The sequence below is a fragment of the Asaia spathodeae NBRC 105894 genome (genome assembly GCF_025994195.1).
Taxonomy (GTDB): domain Bacteria; phylum Pseudomonadota; class Alphaproteobacteria; order Acetobacterales; family Acetobacteraceae; genus Asaia; species Asaia siamensis.
Genome location: NZ_BAPY01000011.1, coordinates 42437 through 60400 on the forward strand (window position 1 = coordinate 42437; position 17964 = coordinate 60400).

Below are 17964 nucleotides of genomic sequence, written 5' to 3' on the forward strand. Positions count from 1 at the left end.
ATCTGTAATGAATCATGTGAGAAATGGCATTGCGTTTCTTGAGAACTGGATGGACAGCGCCAGCCGGTCGCCTTTCAGATCCACTCTCAGAACGTCACTGATTTCAGTGGCGCTGCTTTGCGTCATTCTCGCTGCATTCGTGCACCTCACGCTTGCGAGCCAGACAATCGTCTGTTTCATCGGTATCGGCCTGTTTCTCTACATCAATCGCTATCCCGGCCCCCGTGCGACCCTGGCACTAAAGGGGCTGTCGATCATCGTCTCGCTAAGATACCTGAGCTGGCGCCTTACCGAGACTCTGAATTTCAGCTCCTGGACGCAGACTGTGCTCGGCACGGTCTTGGTCACGGCCGAGATATACGCGTTCATCATGCTCATTCTGAGCTATTTTCAGTCTCTGCATCCGTTGCGAAGGCAGGTAGCACCCCTGCCGAGCGATACGGCGTCATGGCCCAGCGTCGACATCTATATCCCGACATATAATGAGGAGTTGCGGATTGTCAGGCAGACGGTTCTGGCAGCGATGGGGATCGACTGGCCCAATGACCGCATCAATGTCTATATTCTGGACGACGGCCATCGCGATGAGTTTCGTGAGTTCGCCGAATCCTGCGGCGCTGGCTATATTGCACGCTCAGAGCATACGCACGCAAAGGCGGGTAATCTCAATCACGCGATGATCTTGACCAAGGGCGATCTCATCGCGATTTTTGACTGCGATCACATCGCCAAGCGTAACTTTCTTATCGAAACCGTCGGTCCATTCATAACCGATGAGCGTCTCGCGCTGATACAGACACCGCATCATTTCTATTCGCCCGATCCGTTTCAGCGCAATTTTTCCCACGGTGCCTTCGTGCCACCGGAGGGCAATCTTTTCTATGGCTTGATCCAGGACGGGAATGATTTCTGGAACGCAACCTTCTTTTGTGGCTCCTGCGCTGTAATCCGACGAAGTGCCTTGCAAGAAATCGGGGGGGTCGCGATCGAAACAGTGACGGAAGACATGCATACTGCGCTGAAACTGCAGCGGAGGGGATGGTCGACCGCCTATCTCGCAAAACCATTGGCGGCGGGGCTGGCGACGGAGCGTCTTATCCTCCATGTCGGCCAGCGCATGCGCTGGGCTCGTGGCATGTTGCAGATATTTCGTCTCGACAACCCGCTCATGGGCCCGGGCCTCGATTTCGCACAGCGCCTTTGCTATTTCGCTGCTATTGCAAGCTTTCTTTTTGCCATCCCGCGGCTGATCTTTCTTGTCGCGCCCATGGCGTATCTTCTGTTTAGCCAGACACTCATTGATGCGTCGCCTTTTGCAATCGCTGTCTATGCTGTGCCGCATCTGGTCCACAGTGTCCTGACCTCTGCCCGCACCAACAAGAACTGGCGTTATTCACTCTGGAGCGAGGTCTATGAAACGACGCTTGCGCCATTTCTTGCCCGTGTCACCGTTATGACCCTGCTCTTTCCCAGAAGGGGCAAGTTCAATGTCACCGAAAAAGGCGGAATTCTGGATCGCTCTTATCTCGACTGGAGCGCCATTTATCCGAACGTTTATCTGGTTATCGCTCTTCTGGCGGGTTTCGGCTTTGGTGTTTTCCGCCTGCTGCACAATCACAACGATTACATTGTCACAAACGCTTTGACGATGAATATTGTCTGGATCTCGATCAGTATTGTTATCGTACTCGCGGCGATATCGATCGGGCGGGAATCAATGCAGGTTCGCAGATCGCCGCGCGTGAACATCAGTATGCCGATCACGGTTCGTGCGGAAGACGGTCGTCTGTTCGACTACGTGTCCGAGAATTTCTCCTACGGAGGGTGCCTTCTGCACGGTGCAGCAACCGACGTTCCGTTCTCCAAAGCGGGGAATGTCAATGTGTTCGTCAAGGATATGGCAGAGACTTATAATCTTCCGGCGTCGATCGTGCGCGTGTCGGAAACGGGTAGTCTGGCGCTTCGCTGGGCGCCTACCACAATATTGCAGGAAGCCCAGATCATTCGCGTCACCTTCGGGCGTCTGGATGCCTGGCATAACTGGGCCGACTACAAGCCGGATAGTTTGCTTCGTTCCATTATTCTGATTTTGCGCAGCATCCTCGATTTGCTGAATCCAGCGACCTTTCACCAGAGAAAGCCTAATACCGTGCTCAAGGGTCGTGTCATACAACCAGTGCCACAGAAAACTGCCGTGCTCGTTCGCCCCAAGGCTGGCATGTTACAGGTCTTGCCGTATCTGCTTCTTGCGACGGCATTTGGCACAGCGTCTCAGGCCTGTGCGCAGGAAAACCCGGCGGATTTGCCGCTCCCAAGTTCCGTTCGCGCGGCGCCCGCGCCAAGCGCGCCTGCGATCGCCGGCTCCGTTGATCCCGGCATCACCGGGCAGGGGGCGTTACACGCTGTCACGCCATCGAAAAGTCAGGAACCGCAGGCCGCTGTTCCCGCCGCTCCTGCGTCCGCGCCTGTCGTCGCCGATCCTTCAGGCAGTAATGTCGCCGCACCTGTTGCGCCGGAGCTGGAGAATGCCAGAACGACGTCATGGAGTTTCAAGCAACTTCGCAGTGCTGACACTCTGATCATGACGCCATGGATACCGATTCAGGGGCTCAATTTCGGCGTGGCACCGACTGAAGTCGTGACGGCGGCGACCCTGTCACTGCACGGCTCGCTTTCACCGGATATGCTGCCAGCCGGGAGCGGCGTGACGATTTTTCTCAACGATCAGTTTATTGGGGTGATCCATCCCGACAAGGCGAACCCGCAATTCGGGCCACTGAATTTTCCGGTCAATCCGCTCTTTTTCAAAGAGCGCAACGTCCTGACCTTCCACTTTGCCGGACAATATACGCTGAGTTGCGGAGACCAGACGAGTTCGGTCCTCTGGGCGAAGATACTTGGGCAATCGACACTTTCGATCACCTCAGCCCCGTTACCACCCGCCCGCGATCTCGCGGCCCTGCCGGCCCCCTTCTTCAATGATGCCGTATTGACCCCGTTACGCGTGCCCTTCGTTCTGTCTCGTCAGAGCAGCCAGCACACTCTCGAGGCCTCCGCTGTTCTCGCGTCCTGGTTCGGGGCGCTCAGCAGCTATCGCGGTGCAAGCTTTCCCGTGATGGCGCAGATGCCGCCATCTGGAAACGCTGTGCTGGTCGGCCCAGCCGATGCCATCGGGGAGTATCTGGCGGGAGAAGCGCCCATCAATGGGCCGACCATTCTAGAAAAACTCAATCCTAATGACCCCTTCGGCGCTGTGCTTATCGTGACTGGTCGCACAGATGAAGACGTTTCCTCGGCTGCCCGCTCGCTGGTGTTCGGCAGCAGCGGTTTCCCTCATGCCTCTCGCATTGTAGCTCCCTCTATTACCGCCGCGGTGCGACATCCATTTGATGCGCCGGCTTTCATCACGCGCACTCAACCTGTCCGCATAGGCGATCTCGTATCCCTCTCTTCGCTGCAGGGTTACGGGTATGTGCCCGGAACCATCTCTGTTCCGTTCCGCACTACTCCCGATATCTACACATGGCGCGATCGCCCGCTAACGATGCATTTCACGGTTCGCGGTCCGCTGGGTACCGAAATCGATAAGAAACGCTCTCATGTCGATGTCAGCGTCAACGGGATCTATCTCAAAAGCGTCTCTCTCGCACCGCCTTCGGACATTCCGGAATGGCTGAGACATTTCTGGCCTGATGCGTCCCGAGCTCAGTCTGCCTCAGTATCTATCCCGGTATGGACGCTCTACGGCGCGAATACTCTTGGTTTCTATCTTGAAGGACGCCCTTTGGGACGGCGCGACTGCAGCGGTATGACACAGGATCTCAGAATGAGCATCGATCCGGATTCGGTGATCGATCTGAGCCGTGCCTATCATTATACGACGCTCCCGAACCTGGCCTATTTCGCGAATTCCGGTTTCCCGTTCACTCGGATGGCCGATCTGTCGGACACAGCCATCGTTATTCCTGCGTCTCCCAATGAGGGAACGGATACGGCCTTTCTGGATCTCATGGGTATGATGGGGGCAATCACCAGTTATCCAGTGTCCGGAGTGTCGGTGCTGCACAGCAACGCTGTGGCTGAAAATGAAACGCGCAATCTCATCGTCATGGACACGGTGGCAGGCTCCCCGGCCGTGGAGCGTTTCCTGCGCGGAACGCCTTACAGTTTCAGTGGCGGTACGCTCAATTACACCAGTTCGGTGCTGCTGGAGCCATTTCGCCTTCTGTCGCGCAGTCTGAGCAGCACGTCGCCGACCGAAGTGGCCACGCCATTACGCACGCTCAACGCGACGACATCGCTGAGTGACGGCGGCGCCATAATCGAACGTCGCTCGCCGTTTTCAAACGATGCAACCATGCTGCTGATGCTGAGTGAAAACCCCCAAGGACTTGAGCGTCTCGTTCAGACGATGCGCGATCCGAAAATGCAGCCAATGATTCAGGGCGATCTGTCGATCGTCAACGGCAGCCATGTCCTGGCGACACGTAACCTGCCGACCTATGCGGTCGGATCGCTGCCTTTCTGGTTCTGGCCGGACCTCTATCTTGGTGACCATCCTTTCCGGATTATCTTGCTGGCTGTGATCGGGGTTGGGCTTGGGGTACTGATTCTCTTCCGCGTTCTGACATCTCATGCAAGGCGCCGCGCAAGGGAGATCCAGCGTGACAAATAAGTTCCGCCGCGCGCGTATGGCGCTACCGACGATCGCCTGCACGCTTGCCGTTCACGCCCACGCAGCCCCCCCGGGTGATGCCGCTCCTGTTCCAAACGGGGGGCAGGAATCCTCGCAACCTGCTCGTGTTCTTCAGCCTTCCGATAACAGCCGCATCGTGCCCTCCGTCATTCGGCGCGCGCGATACTGGCTTGAGCATGATCGTATCGATGACGCACGCATTGCCCTGAACCAGGCGATACAACTGGCGCCGAACGACCCTGATGTGCTCGCGCTTCAGGGCCAGATGAGCCTGAGAGATGGCGATATCGCGGCAGCCCACAAGATCATGAAGCAGATCAGGGATCAGAACACGGATCCCGATGCCGGACGTCTGCTCGATATGGATCTGCAGGCGCGCTCTGCACCGGGAGCCGACATCCAGAATGCGCGCGAGCTTGCGCGTAAAGGCGCTACGGCGCAGGCCGCTGCGGCCTATATCAAGGCGTTTCCGGACCGTCCGCCGGCGCTTTATGCGCTCGAATATTACCGCACTCTGGCTGGTGTTCCCGACCAGCGTAGCAAGGCGCAGCAGGGGCTGGCAAAGCTCGTGCGGACATCTCCCGACAATATCGAATACCAGATCGCCTATGCTCAATCTCTGGTATGGGATGAAAAAACCCGGGTGGCAGGGATAAAGCGCTTCGAAGCTCTGGCCAAAATGCCTGGCCTGGCGGAGAATCAGAAGCAGCAGATCAATGGTACGACCAGGCAGTCAGTGCTCTGGCTGCCCGCAACCAAGGCATCCGATCCCGTAATCAGTGACTATCTTGTTTCCCATCCGGAAGACAAGGACATCCAGGCATTGCGCGGGCGTGCCATATCCGGTCTGACCCGTCCCGACGAACTGGCTCGCCAGAGAGGGTGGGACGCCCTGCGTGAAAATAATCTGTCGGGCGCAGAAGCCGCGTTTCGTCAATCACTGACCCTTTCTCCCAACGATGCCGATACGCTTGGTGGGCTTGGCGTGACCTTGTTGCGTCTCAAGCGCGACGCCGAGGCAAAGACCTTTCTCGATCGGGCGATGGCAGCCGATCCTGCCTCTGCCGACCGCTGGCGCGCTGCCTCCAATGGGGCGGTGTTGAGCGATACTTATGCAAAGGCGAATTACCTGTTCGCCAAGGAGCGCTATGCGGAGACACTCGCCCTCATCAATCCGTTGATTGCGCGTTCACCGCAGCAATCCTGGCTACGGGCCATGCGCGCCGATATTCTCGAGCGGACCGGTCGTCGCGATGACGCCATTGCGGCCTATCGTGATCTGGTGAGAACGTCTCCCGGCAATGTCTCCTATCGTGAGCGTCTCGTCCGCGCCCTGATTGAGGATAGGCAATTCGACGAAGCGAGAACGGTATTGGAGCAGAGTCCGATAGCGAATGCGCAGCTCCGGGCCCTTTTATATGACACCGAAGCGGCTCAGGCGCCGAACAAGGCTGAGCGTCTGATGATCATGCAGAGAGCTGATCGCGACAACGCACTCTCACCTTGGTCCCGTCTCCATTATGCGCAGGCTCTGCTTTCGGAAAACCGGCATCGTGACGCGGATGACGTCATGGCACCGCTGGTTCAGGAAGCATCGGCAAACGACAGCCAGGCGGTGGCGGCAGCGCTGTTCTATTCAGCCCAGACCGGCGACCTGCAATCGGTTCGCCGCCTGAGGCCGCTTCTTTCTGAAAAGGCCATGACGCCTGAACTCCGCGCTGTTTTGCGAAGTGCTGCGTTTCGCGAGGATATGGCCAACGCTCCGGCTGATCGCGATGCGGCGCGGTTCTATTTTGCGCATCTGCTCGATGGCGGCGACCCCGATGGATCGCTCGCTCAGCAAGCAGCGATCATGCTTTACGACCGGGGAGATGCCACCGGTGCAGCGCAGTTGCTGACAATCCAGATGAGCCGCATGAGCGCTGGCATGACGCAGGCTCAGGAGCTTGCTTATGCCGGAGCCTTTCTCCATATGCATGATCTGGAGAGAGCACGCCGTCTGATCGCCTCCGCCAGAGCGAGGCCACTCACGTCAGAGCAAGAGGCATTGCTCACTCAGCTTGATACGAGCCTCGCCGTGTCGACGTCTGACCGTCTGAATGAGCGCGGTGACCGGGCAAAGGCCTATGAGGCTCTCGCGCCAGCGCTCAACCGTGCAAGCCCTCCGATTGCGGCGAACCTGGCTCTCGCGCGGCTTTACAGCTCCGGCGGACAGAATGCGCAGGCCTATCAGATCAATCTGCAGGCCGTACAACATGATCCTGCGGATCTCGATGCCCGCCTCGCCCTTATCGAAACTGTCATAGCGATGCACCGCTATGCTGAGGCAAGCGGCTATGTGCAGCAGATGAACGCGATCGCGCCGACAGACCCGAGGAGCTGGTACGCCGCTGCCCAGCTCGACAGGGCAAGAGGCAATATTCGCGCAGCCGTGCGCGAGCTGGCTCAGGCAAGGCTGCTCAGGATCGAGCAGCTTTCCCCGGGCCCGAACGCGGGCTACAGAAGCAACAACCCCTTTGCTGCGGAAGATGCCACGCTCGCGACGAATGATACGGATCTCCTTATCCGGCGTATGGATGGTGATCTGAACGAGATCACTGACTCGCTTGCGGCCTCGGTCAACATCACCCCGGGTATCGATACGCGATCGGGCTCAGGGCTGAACGGTCTCAACAATGTGACGGCAGATGTTTCGGGTAGATTGCCTCTGGGTACCGGGCATCTCACATTGGGCGCTACGCCGACTTTCCTGAGTAGCCGTTCCTACAATTCCGGAGATACCACCGGGCCGAGCTATATCGGTTATAACCCTCTCGCTGCCGTGCAGGGCGGGGCGCTTAATCAGCGTAGCTCGTTCAATGCCACAGGTGTCGCGCTGAGTGCTGCCTATGACTGGCGCTGGCTGAGTCTGGATGTCGGAAGCTCGCCGCTCGGCTTTGCGGTCAATAATATCCTGGGTGGCGTCAAATTCAGCCCACAAATTGCTCGCAAGACTATCCTGACGGTTGGCGCCGAGCGGCGCGCCGTGCAGGACAGTGTGCTGTCTTACGCCGGCCTCAAGGATGCGTCCGGAGCGACATGGGGTGGGGTTGCCCGCAATCGTGTCTACGCCCAGCTCGCCTATGGGGATTCCAATGCCTCGCTCTATGTCCGTGGCGGCGGATCGTATCTGACGGGTCGCAATACCAAAAGCAACACGGGCTATGAGGCTGGGGCAGGGGGGCAGGTTCGCGTCTGGGATCACGGTACGCAGAACATCCATGTCGGCATGGATTTGACCTGGTTCGGCTATGATCGTAACGAATACAAATTCAGTTTTGGCAATGGCGGTTATTTCTCGCCTCAAGACTTCCTTGCATTCACCTTTCCCGTTACTTACGCCGGATCTTACAAGCAGCTTGACTGGCGTGTGGTCGGGCGTGCCGGGTATCAGACCTATCATTCCAGTCAGGCTGAAACCTTTCCGAACAGTGCTGCCGATCAGAATCTGCTTGCTAATATCGCGCCACTTTACGCCTATCAGTCCGGCGATTCCGGCAATGGTCTCACGGGTGGCGTCAATGGCACTGTCGATTACCGTGTAACGCCCAATCTCAGACTAAGCCTCAATGCAGATTATCAGCGTGCTGGGCCTTGGAATGAAGTTAGAGCTTTTGTCGCTGCCAAATACAGCTTTCTGGGGACGAAATGACCGCGCCTGATTATTCCCTTTTCCTGCACTCTCTCGCCAGCGAACTCGATATTCAGGCGGGGGCCGAAGAACGCGATGCGCTTCTCCAAAGCGTTGGCCTGCGCGCGGCGACACGCCTGCCGCTGCCGGCTTGTGAAACCACTGAAGATTTTGAGCTCGAATGCAACGCGCTCCTGCGTCTGATGGGATGGGGTAGGATTGCCCTTGCCCTTTCACAGGAAAAACACTGTCTCACACTCACCATCAATGAGCCCTTGCGCTTGGGGGCTCTCGGTACGCCGTCTGGGCAGTGGTACGCTGCTTTCTATGCAGGGCTACTCACGGGCTGGTTTCAGCAGACCGGCGAGGCGGTGACACTCCATCAGGATAAAGACGCCTCAACATCCGAGATCCTTGTTTTTGACGCCAAGGGTTGAGGCAATAATCTTACGACATGGGAGAAAGCAGCGTCCGTGAGCCCCAATAAGGACTTTTGGGCGCCAGACATATTGATGATTGTGGGTTTAAAAATCGCCGGCCTCAGAACTGGGGGCTGATCTTTTATTCACTGTAAAGGTGCGGATCAATTTCGAGCGTAGCCCAACAGATCAACGGTTGGGCCCCTCGCTGCCAAAGACCGAGCTATGTGGGGGTCGCTTGATACGTCAAGCGGTTCCAAAAACACCATGAACCAGTCGAAGGCTTGGGTGTAGAGTGCGCGGCAGCGTTTTGCCTCTAGGTCATAAAGGCTCATTCAGAACTTCGTGCGCGCAGCGTAACAAAAGACAATGCGGTCTACGGCGTACTGATTGAAGCGAGACGATTTCGGTCCATTTCATCGCCCAAGACCAATAGGGCTCTGCGACCTGCACGTGTTTTGCAAGTAAGTCCTTCCTTCTCCCTAGGTTTGACAAAACGAGGGAGAAGGAAGGGGCTGAGCCTTACCAGACGGTGAAGCCGCCATCGACGCTGACGATCGACCCGGTCATGAGGCTGGCGGCGTCTGAAGCCAGGAACTGCACGACAGAGGCCACTTCTTCCGGCTGTCCGACGCGGCCCATCGGTGTGCCGTCGATCCAGCGATCATAAAGCGCGGGCTTCTGCATACCGAAGCGTGTCAGTGTGGTCTCGATATAGGTCGGAGCCACGGCATTCGCACGAATACCATGCGGAGCCCACTCTGCAGCGATCGAGCGGATATACTGATGGACACCGGCCTTGGAGGCGTTATACGCGGCCTGTTCCTGCGGGCGGTTCACGATCAGGCCGGACATCGAGCCAATTGCGACAATCGAGCCGCGCTTCTGCTTGATCATAACCTTGCCGACGGCCTGACAGCACCGGAATACACCATTCAGGTTGACGTTGATCTGCTTGAGCCACTGATCTTCAGTCATATCCTCGGCCTTGACCTCGGAAATGCACATGCCGGCATTAGCCACCATGATGTCGAGCTTGCCGTGTCTCGAGACGATGGTATCGACCGCCTGCGTGACGCTGGCTTCGGATGTGACATCCATCGCGACGCTGCAAGCCTTCAGACCCTGCTCTGCCAGGCTCTTGGCTGACTCAGCGGCCTTGTCGCCATCAAGGTCGGCAATCACCACATGAGCGCCAAATTCTGCCAGAGCGGTGGCACAGCAAAGACCGATATTCTGGGCGCCACCTGTAACGACAGCAACACGTCCATCAAGGCGAAGTTTTTCCATGTACATGGGAAGAGACTTTCAAGTTAACCGGCGAGACGGTGGCGCATGAGCTTTGTCAGCGCCATCCCTCTTGCGTCGAAAAGGTGACAATTTTCAGCGAGCAGGCGCAGACGAATGGCGCTATCGACCTCGCCCCCGTGATCGCCGTCGGTCTGAACGATAATCAGGGTGCCATCCGGCAGGGCGACGTGCAGAAGTGTCAGCGCGCCAAGGCGCTCAACCATGCGGATGATGCCCTCTATCTGTCCGGCAGGATCGAGCACGATATGCTCAGGCCGCACGCCCAACGTCATGGCTTCCGCCGAGGCGCTGTCGCCCGGCAGTACCGGCACGACAACAGGATCGCCATGATCGAGAGCCACAGCGATGCCATTCTCACTGAGGGTGCGTACAGTTACTGGAAGGAAATTCATCGGCGGTGAACCGATGAAGCGGGCAACGAAGAGATTGCGCGGATGATGATAGAGCTCGAGCGGCGAGCCAACCTGCTCGACCACGCCTTTTTGCAGCACGACAATCTTGTCTGCCATAGTCATGGCCTCGACCTGGTCATGGGTCACGTAGATGGTCGTGGCCTTCAGGCGGCGATGCAGCGTGGCCAGCTCGACGCGCATCTGGCCGCGCAGTGCGGCGTCAAGATTTGAGAGCGGCTCGTCAAACAAAAAGACCTTGGGGTTGCGCACGATGGCACGACCGATCGCCACTCGCTGCCTCTGCCCGCCGGAAAGCTGGCCGGGTTTATGCTTCAGATAGGAATCGAGCTGAAGCGTCCTAGCGACATCGGTAATTTTCTGGCGTCGCTCCGCCTCCGGCATTCCAGCCAGCTTCAGACCGAATTCCATGTTTTGATAGACGTTCATATGCGGGTAGAGCGCATAGGACTGAAAGACCATGGCAAGCCCGCGTTTGGCGGGCTCGACGTCATTGACGCGCTTGCCATCGATCATCAGATCGCCACCTGAGATTTCTTCCAGACCGGCAATCATGCGCAGAAGGGTCGATTTGCCGCAGCCTGAGGGGCCGACGAAAACAACGAATTCCTCGTCATTGATGTCGAGCGAAACGCCCTTGATGATTTCTTCCGCGTGATAGGTCTTGCGGATATCGCGCAGTTCAACTTTGGCCATGGGTCACTCCAAAAGAGCGTGAGAGGCGGGCAATCAGGATCATTTTACGGCGCCAAAGGTCAGGCCGCGCACAAGCTGCTTCTGGCTGAACCAGCCAAAAACCAGGATCGGTGCAACAGCGAGCGTCGAGGCGGCGGAGAGCTTGGCGAAAAACAGCCCTTCAGGAGACGAGAAGGACGCAATGAAGCTCGCGAGCGGTGCCGCATTCGAGGAGGTGAGATTGAGAGACCAGAAGGCCTCGTTCCAGCACAGAATGAGTGAGAGCAGGGCGGTCGACGCAATACCGGGCAGGGCGAGCGGCAGCAGGACCACGCTGATCTCCTGCCAGCGATTGGCTCCGTCCATGCGGCCTGCCTCGAGGATGGGCACCGGCACCTCCTTGAAGAAGGTGTACAGCATCCAGACGATGATCGGCAGGTTGGTGAGCAGGTTGATGATGGCCAGACCAATGACTGTATCAAGCAGCCCGGTGGATTTGGCGATCAGATAGACCGGCACTAGTACACCGACCGGCGGCAGCATGCGGGTCGAGAGCATCCAGAGCAGCGTGCCCCGCGTCCGCTTTCCGGGAAAGAAGGCCATGGAATAGGCAGCAGGTACTCCCAGAAGCAGCGCGCCGCCCGTCGCCAGAACGGACATAAAAACCGTATTGAAGGTGAAGTGCCAGTAATTCTCCTGGGCAAACACGTCATGATAGCTTTGCAGCGTCGGGTGAAAAATGAGATGCGGCGGTGTCGAGATGGCATCCATCTCGCTCTTGAAGCCGGTCAGGACCATCCAGAAAATCGGAAAGAAGATCCACAACGCCACCGCCCAGCCGATGATGCCGAGGGCGATTTTGGGCAGGCGTTTCGTTTTGCTTGCCATGGTCTCATGCCTCCAGATTGCGGGCGACCGCACGGACGAGGAAGGCCGCGATGACATTGGCAATGATGATGGCAATCACCCCGCCAGCCGACGCACCACCAATATCGAATTGCTGCAAGGCACGAGAGAAAATCAGGAAGGCAAGATTGGTTGAGGCAATACCAGGGCCACCCGAGGTCGTGACGGAAATCTCGGCGAACACGGTCAGGAGATAGATCGTCTCGATCATGATCACGACCGTGATGGCACGGCTCAGATGCGGCAGAATGATATAGCGAAAGCGGGCAATTGGTCCGGCGCCATCCATGCGTGCGGCTTCTTTCTGCTCATGATCGAGCGACTGCACAGCAGTCAGCAGAATGAGCACGGCGAAGGGCAGCCATTCCCATGCGACGATCATCATCACCGTCTGCATCGGATAGTGAGCAAGCCAGTCTATCGGCTGCAGACCAATGGCCCTCATGAACGCACTATACACCCCGTAAATCGGGTGCAGCATCAGGTTCTTCCAGAGCAGCGCCGAGACTGTGGGCATAACGAAAAACGGCGAGATGACCAGAACGCGGGCGATACCGCGGCCCCAGAAATCCTGATCGTACAGCACCGCAAGCAGAATACCGCCGCCGACGCTGATCACCAGCACGCCCAGAACGAGCAGAACCGTGTTGAGCAGGGAATAGAGGAAATCAGGGTCAGTCAGGAGATAGACGTAATTACTGAATCCCGCGAACCCCTTCAGTGTCGGGTCGACAAGATTATAGTTCTGGAAGGAATACCAGAGCGTCAGGACAAGGGGGAGCAAAGACCAGATCAGCAGGATGATGACAGCAGGAGAGAGAAAGACTCCCGCGCCGGATTTGCGTTTCACCCGTTCCGGTGTGGTAATGACGGCTTCCATAGGCAAGCTCCGCAGGCGGCTGGCCGCCTGTACTGGCTGTGAAGGAAAACACTGGGGAAAGAACGGGACGCCTCTGACGGTGGGGTGCCCCGGGACTGGGAAAGATGGTGTTCAGGAAGAAAGTGCCTCTCGCATCAGCGCGCGATAGTGAAGCTGCCCTTCATGCATTGCCTGAAAAACAGCGAATTTTGCGTCGTGATAGCGCTTCGTGCGCTCGTCGGGTGCAATCTCCGCACCGACACGCGCCATCTGGGACATGGCGCTGCGCATGTCGGCATAGGCGCCTCCAGCAACGGCGCCAAGAATGGCCGAGCCAAGAAGCACGGCGTCCGTCTCCTGCGGCAACATGATGCGACAGCCCGTGGCATTGGCATGTTCACGCAGGAACACTGGGTTCTTCGTGCCGCCGCCCGTCGCGAAAATGGTATCGATCGCATAGCCCTTCTCGTTAAGGGCGCGAATGATATCGCGTGTGCCATAGGCCAGAGCCTGAATGGTCGCGAGATAGAGCCTGGCCAGATCGTCGATTGTCGCCGAAAGGCTCAGCCCGCTCACCATGCCCTTGAGTGTCGGGTCGGCATGCGGCGAACGATTGCCATGAAAATCGGGCGATACGTGCAAGTCTGCGGTCAGCGCGCCGGGGAGGGCGCCATGCTCGAGCTGGGCAAGCCGCTCATTCAGCAATTCATAGACGGTGCGTCCTTCGGCCTTGGCCTTTTCGGCCAGAGCCGGACCCTGGGCATGAGTGGAGATCACGAAGTCGACCAGTGAGCCGACCGCTGACTGGCCTGCCTCGTTCAGCCACATCCCTGGCAGCATCGCCTCGGAATAGGGGCCCCAGACGCCGTCGACATAACGGGCATCACGCGACACGGCCATGTGGCAGCTGGACGTGCCGCCAATAAGGGCGAGGCTGCGATCAAGCGCCGCATCATCAAGCGTTTCGCCTGACGCCGCGCCCAGAACACCAATGCCACCGGCATGGGCATCGATAGCGGAAACCCCAACGGGAATGCCGGCTGCGAGGCCAAGTTCGCGTGCAGCGACGTCGCTCAGTCCGTCTCCAACTGCTTCGCCCAGAGAGCGCACCGTGTCGCCAATGCGGCGATAGTGCTCGTCAGCGAGTTCACCAAGACCAATGGCCTTGAAATAACTGTCATCCCATCCTTTGTCATGGGCGAGATAGGTCCATTTGCAGACGGTCGAGCAGCAGCTGCGCGAATCTGCCCCTGTGGCTCGCCAGGTCAGATAGTCCGGCAGGTCGAAGAAATACCCGGCACGGCTGAAGGTCTCGGGCATATTGCGCTTGAGCCAGAGCAGCTTGGGCGTTTCCATTTCCGGCGAGATGGTGCCACCGACATAACGCAGCACATCATATTTGCCTGCATTGATCTCATCGGCCTCTTTCATGGCGCGATGATCAGCCCACAGGATCACATCCTGCTCGGACGCCCCTTTCGGATCAACGGAGAGCGGCTTGCCCTCACGGTCGAGAACGACGAGCGAGCAGGTTGCGTCAAAACCTATCCCGCGAACCACAGGTGAGTCATCGGCGAGTTCGGCCATGGCGAAGCGGACGCATTTGCAGATGGCAGCCCAGATATCGGTCGAGGATTGCTGAATGAAATCGGCCTTGGGGCGCCATGTCTGGGTCGGAATGACGCAGGAAGCAAGCTTTTGCCCGGTCAGAGAAAACACACCGGCGCGCGCGCTGCCTGTGCCGACATCCACGCCAATCACTACGTCCATGGGAACCCATCCAAACTCTTACGAATTCGTCATATTCCCACTCAGGTTCTGGGATGCAACTCACCAATGCGTGTGATCTGTCTCAATATGTATGAGATATCGCACAAAAAAACCCGCCATCCTGAGATGACGGGCTTTTCGGGCTCGATGCGGAACATCTTGCCTTAGAAGTCTACGCCCGCCTGCAGGAAGACGTTACGTCCGACAAAGAGGTTGCCGTACTGATAGACGTTCGAATTGGTCGCGCCATCCACAACATAAGGGGGCTTCTTGTCGAACAGGTTCCGCACACCTGCCTGGAAGCTCCACCGGTTCAGCTGATAGCCAAGGGTGATGTCGTGTGAGAAAATCCCAGGTGTCTTGTAACGTCCACCTGTGGCCTTTGTCAGATCAACTGTCTGGTTATTCCAGACCATGCCGCCCGTGTAGCTCATCATATAGGTGAAGCTGAAGGCATCATGGCGCCAGGTCGCAGTCGTATAGTTACGGACGCGCGGCTGGCCCGACCCATTATTATAGAGCAGGCGGCCGTCATAATTGTACCATTGCCCACCCGGGACATATTGCTGCTGATAGCTGATGAGCTGCTGGAAATTATTGCTCAGGCTCAAACGATCATGACGGGTAATGCGGAAGGCGTAGTCCAGATCAAGATCGAGACCGCCAGTACGCAGACCACCGAGATTCTCATAAAGTGCCGAAGCCGTCTGGATCTGGTTGTTCGGCGCACGAACGATGTTGTTGCAATAGCTCGCGTTTCCGCCGGTGTAGCACTGATCAAGAAGGTACTGCGTGCCGATCACGCTGATCATGTTCTTGACCGTGTAGTGCCAGTATTCTGCCGAGAGCGAGAGACCCGGAATCCAGTGCGGCGTAATGACCGTGCCGAACGTATAGGTACGCCCCGTCTCCGGCTTGAGAGCCGCATTACCGCCCTGGAGGGTGGGCACCTGGCCCTGGCTCACCATTGTGAAGTTTGACGGAATACCCTGACGTGCGCAGGTTGCGGCAACGGTTGCCGATTGGGCGCCATAGCTTGCAACCTGCGAGCAGGGGTCGTTAGCGAACTCATAGCTCAGCTGCTGGCCACCAAACATCTGATAGACGTTAGGCTGGCGATATGACGTGCCGAGTGTGCCACGGAAGCGGATATCGCGATTGGGTGCCCAGTTGATGGCAACCTTCCAGTTCTTCGCGCCGCCGAACGTATTGTAGGACGAATAACGCCCCTGCGCATCGATCGTGAGATCTTTCGCGAGGAAGGCATTTTTCAGAAGGTTGAGCTTGCCCTCGAGATATCCCTCGGAAACATTGAAGCCACCGCCCGCATAGGACTGCGCGTTTGTCAGAGCGATGCCTTGCTCCACCAGTGGATCAGGGCTGTCGCTGACCTGTTCGCTGCGGTGCTCCATGCCCAGGGCGATACCAAGATCACCGCCATTTTTCCACGGCATTGAGACGACATGGTTTTTATGCACGCGGAAATTGGTGTCGCGGAACTGGTACTGGATGTTCTCGACAGTCGTATAATTCGCGTAATTCGCACCCTGCTGCGTCAGACGGCCGAAAGGCGAGGACAATTCGCAACCCGCTGACGCCTGACAGACCGAGGGATCATAGCTGAGCTTGCTGTCCGGATTGCCGGGTTCGTCGGCACGAAGGCCCCAGGCATTCAGAAGATTGGCGTAATTACCGACGTTGAGAGTACGCACCTGCTCACGGTTCACACCATAAGTGTAGGAAGCGTCATACATCCAGCCATGGGTGATCTCACCCTTGGCGCCGAACATGCCGGTGACTGTGTCGGAAGCCCGCTCGGTGCGACGCGAGCCGAATTCGCTCATGCGACGATAGACCTGGGTCTCTTCACCAAACGGATTGCCGGGATAATCTGCAGGCACATAAACGGAGTTTGGCAGCGTGCTGGGAGGAATGGCGCCGCTGACCGGAACCGGGGCCAGAAAGCTGTTCGTCGTACGATGGCTGTAGAGCACATTCGCATAAAGCGTCAGGTGCTTGTTTACATCGTAATGCGTGTCACCGGAGAGCGATGAGTCCTGATACGAACTGGTCAGGCTCTGGTTACGATTGAACGGATAACGGTCGTTCTTGGTGAAGGGAACAGCCGTCTGCCCGTTGTCGTGACTCGTATAGGTGCCACCGCTATCGGGATAAAACGTGCCTGTGCTGGCATAGCCGGAGCCAAAGGTCGGCTGTCCCGTCACAGGATTGTTCTGTGCCGCCGGATTTGCCCAGGAGCGATTGCGCTGCATGACGCCGCTCGAGGTCAGATACTGGCCAAACAACGTGATGTTGCCTTTGCCGTGGTCAAAGTTCCAGCCCTTGAAGCCGGAAAGCATGCCCTCGGGTGCATCGCCGTATTGGGAGATGCTGCCGCGCATCGTGATGTTGCCGGTGTTGACGTCGTGACGCATCTTGATGTTGATCACGCCCGAAACGGCGTCTGCACCATAAAGCTCCGAGCCGCCATCCTTGAGGATCTCGACGCTTGCGACCTGCTGAACCGGGATCGAATTGAGATCGACGCAGTTACTGGCGCCGTTGACCGTCGTACGCTTGCCATCCACCAGCACGAGAACGCGAGACAGGCCAAGGTTACGCAGATCGACGCAGGAAACGCCACCGCCACCATTGGTGACAGAATTGCTTACGCCGCTGGAGCCGACTGACGGCAGGCGCATGAAGTAGTCGCCAAGATTGTTCACGCCTGTCTGGGCGATCTGCTTGGACGTGATGATCTGGACCGGATTGGCATTGGTGTTGTTCGAGGTGCTGAGCGCCGAACCGACAACCGTGATGCTCTCATTGCCAGCTGGGGCAGGGCCAGCCAGGCTTTGCAGCGCGCTGCTGCGGGCGCTGGGTGGTGCCGTGGTGGAAACGGCGGCGGCCGTCGTGCCTCTCGAGGCTGCGGCCTTGGTTGCGGCGTGTGTGCTGCGCTTCGAAGCGGCCTTGTGAGTCGCCTTGTGTGCGACTGCGGAGTTCGTCGCTGCCTGGGCAGAAACACTGACACCAGCGAGGATGGTCGCACCCAGCAGCAGTGAGGCGTGGCGGAGGCGAATGCGGGAAATGGCCATTGGTCACTTTCGCGGAAGGAAATGATGGCGCAAGGAGCGCCGAATGACCCCGAGATGGCACAGCGTGACTGAGGGTTTCAATCTCGTAACGTGATGTCACCCCCTGTAATTGTGACATTTCTATTGCGATGTGTTCCAGATGCAACAGGCTGT

Annotated in this window: 9 protein-coding genes; 3 read left to right on the forward strand and 6 right to left on the reverse strand. The window is 57.8% G+C overall.

What is annotated here, in order from left to right; translation table 11 throughout:
• Positions 1–7 precede the first annotated feature (7 nt).
• The 3 genes from bcsA to bcsD are packed head-to-tail and all read left to right on the forward strand — an operon-like array spanning position 8 to position 8803.
• Positions 8–4675, forward strand: coding sequence for a UDP-forming cellulose synthase catalytic subunit (gene bcsA, locus AA105894_RS08165; protein WP_267311274.1), 4668 nt, complete (start codon positions 8–10; stop codon positions 4673–4675).
• Positions 4665–8387: a cellulose synthase subunit BcsC-related outer membrane protein gene (locus AA105894_RS08170; RefSeq protein ID WP_267311275.1), complete on the forward strand. Its 3723-nt coding sequence runs from the start codon at positions 4665–4667 to the stop codon at positions 8385–8387. The genes bcsA and AA105894_RS08170 overlap by 11 nt, the downstream gene beginning before the upstream one ends.
• Entirely contained in the window at positions 8384–8803 is a 420-nt protein-coding gene (bcsD, locus tag AA105894_RS08175; RefSeq protein ID WP_267311276.1) for a cellulose biosynthesis protein BcsD, read from the forward strand. Before AA105894_RS08170 ends, bcsD begins: the two co-directional genes overlap by 4 nt.
• A gap of 504 nt (positions 8804–9307) precedes the next feature.
• On the opposite strand, the gene AA105894_RS08180 is transcribed toward bcsD, so the two are convergent.
• From AA105894_RS08180 to AA105894_RS08205, 6 genes are all read right to left on the reverse strand, one after another.
• The gene (locus tag AA105894_RS08180) at positions 9308–10081 is read right to left on the reverse strand and encodes an SDR family NAD(P)-dependent oxidoreductase (RefSeq protein WP_267311277.1); all 774 of its coding nucleotides are present in this window, start codon (positions 10079–10081) and stop codon (positions 9308–9310) included.
• Between the two features lie 17 nt (positions 10082–10098).
• Entirely contained in the window at positions 10099–11202 is a 1104-nt protein-coding gene (locus AA105894_RS08185; RefSeq protein ID WP_267311278.1) for an ABC transporter ATP-binding protein, read from the reverse strand.
• A 39-nt stretch (positions 11203–11241) separates the two neighbouring features.
• Positions 11242–12069, reverse strand: a complete 828-nt coding sequence (locus AA105894_RS08190) for a carbohydrate ABC transporter permease (RefSeq protein WP_267311279.1) — start codon at positions 12067–12069, stop codon at positions 11242–11244.
• A gap of 4 nt (positions 12070–12073) precedes the next feature.
• Positions 12074–12967, reverse strand: a complete 894-nt coding sequence (locus AA105894_RS08195) for a carbohydrate ABC transporter permease (RefSeq protein WP_267311280.1) — start codon at positions 12965–12967, stop codon at positions 12074–12076.
• 111 nt (positions 12968–13078) lie between these two features.
• Positions 13079–14716 (reverse strand): FGGY-family carbohydrate kinase, encoded by a 1638-nt coding sequence (locus AA105894_RS08200; RefSeq protein WP_267311281.1) that lies wholly within the window; start codon positions 14714–14716, stop codon positions 13079–13081.
• Between the two features lie 164 nt (positions 14717–14880).
• Positions 14881–17811: a TonB-dependent receptor domain-containing protein gene (locus AA105894_RS08205; protein ID WP_267311282.1), complete on the reverse strand. Its 2931-nt coding sequence runs from the start codon at positions 17809–17811 to the stop codon at positions 14881–14883.
• Between the last annotated feature and the right edge of the window lie 153 nt (positions 17812–17964).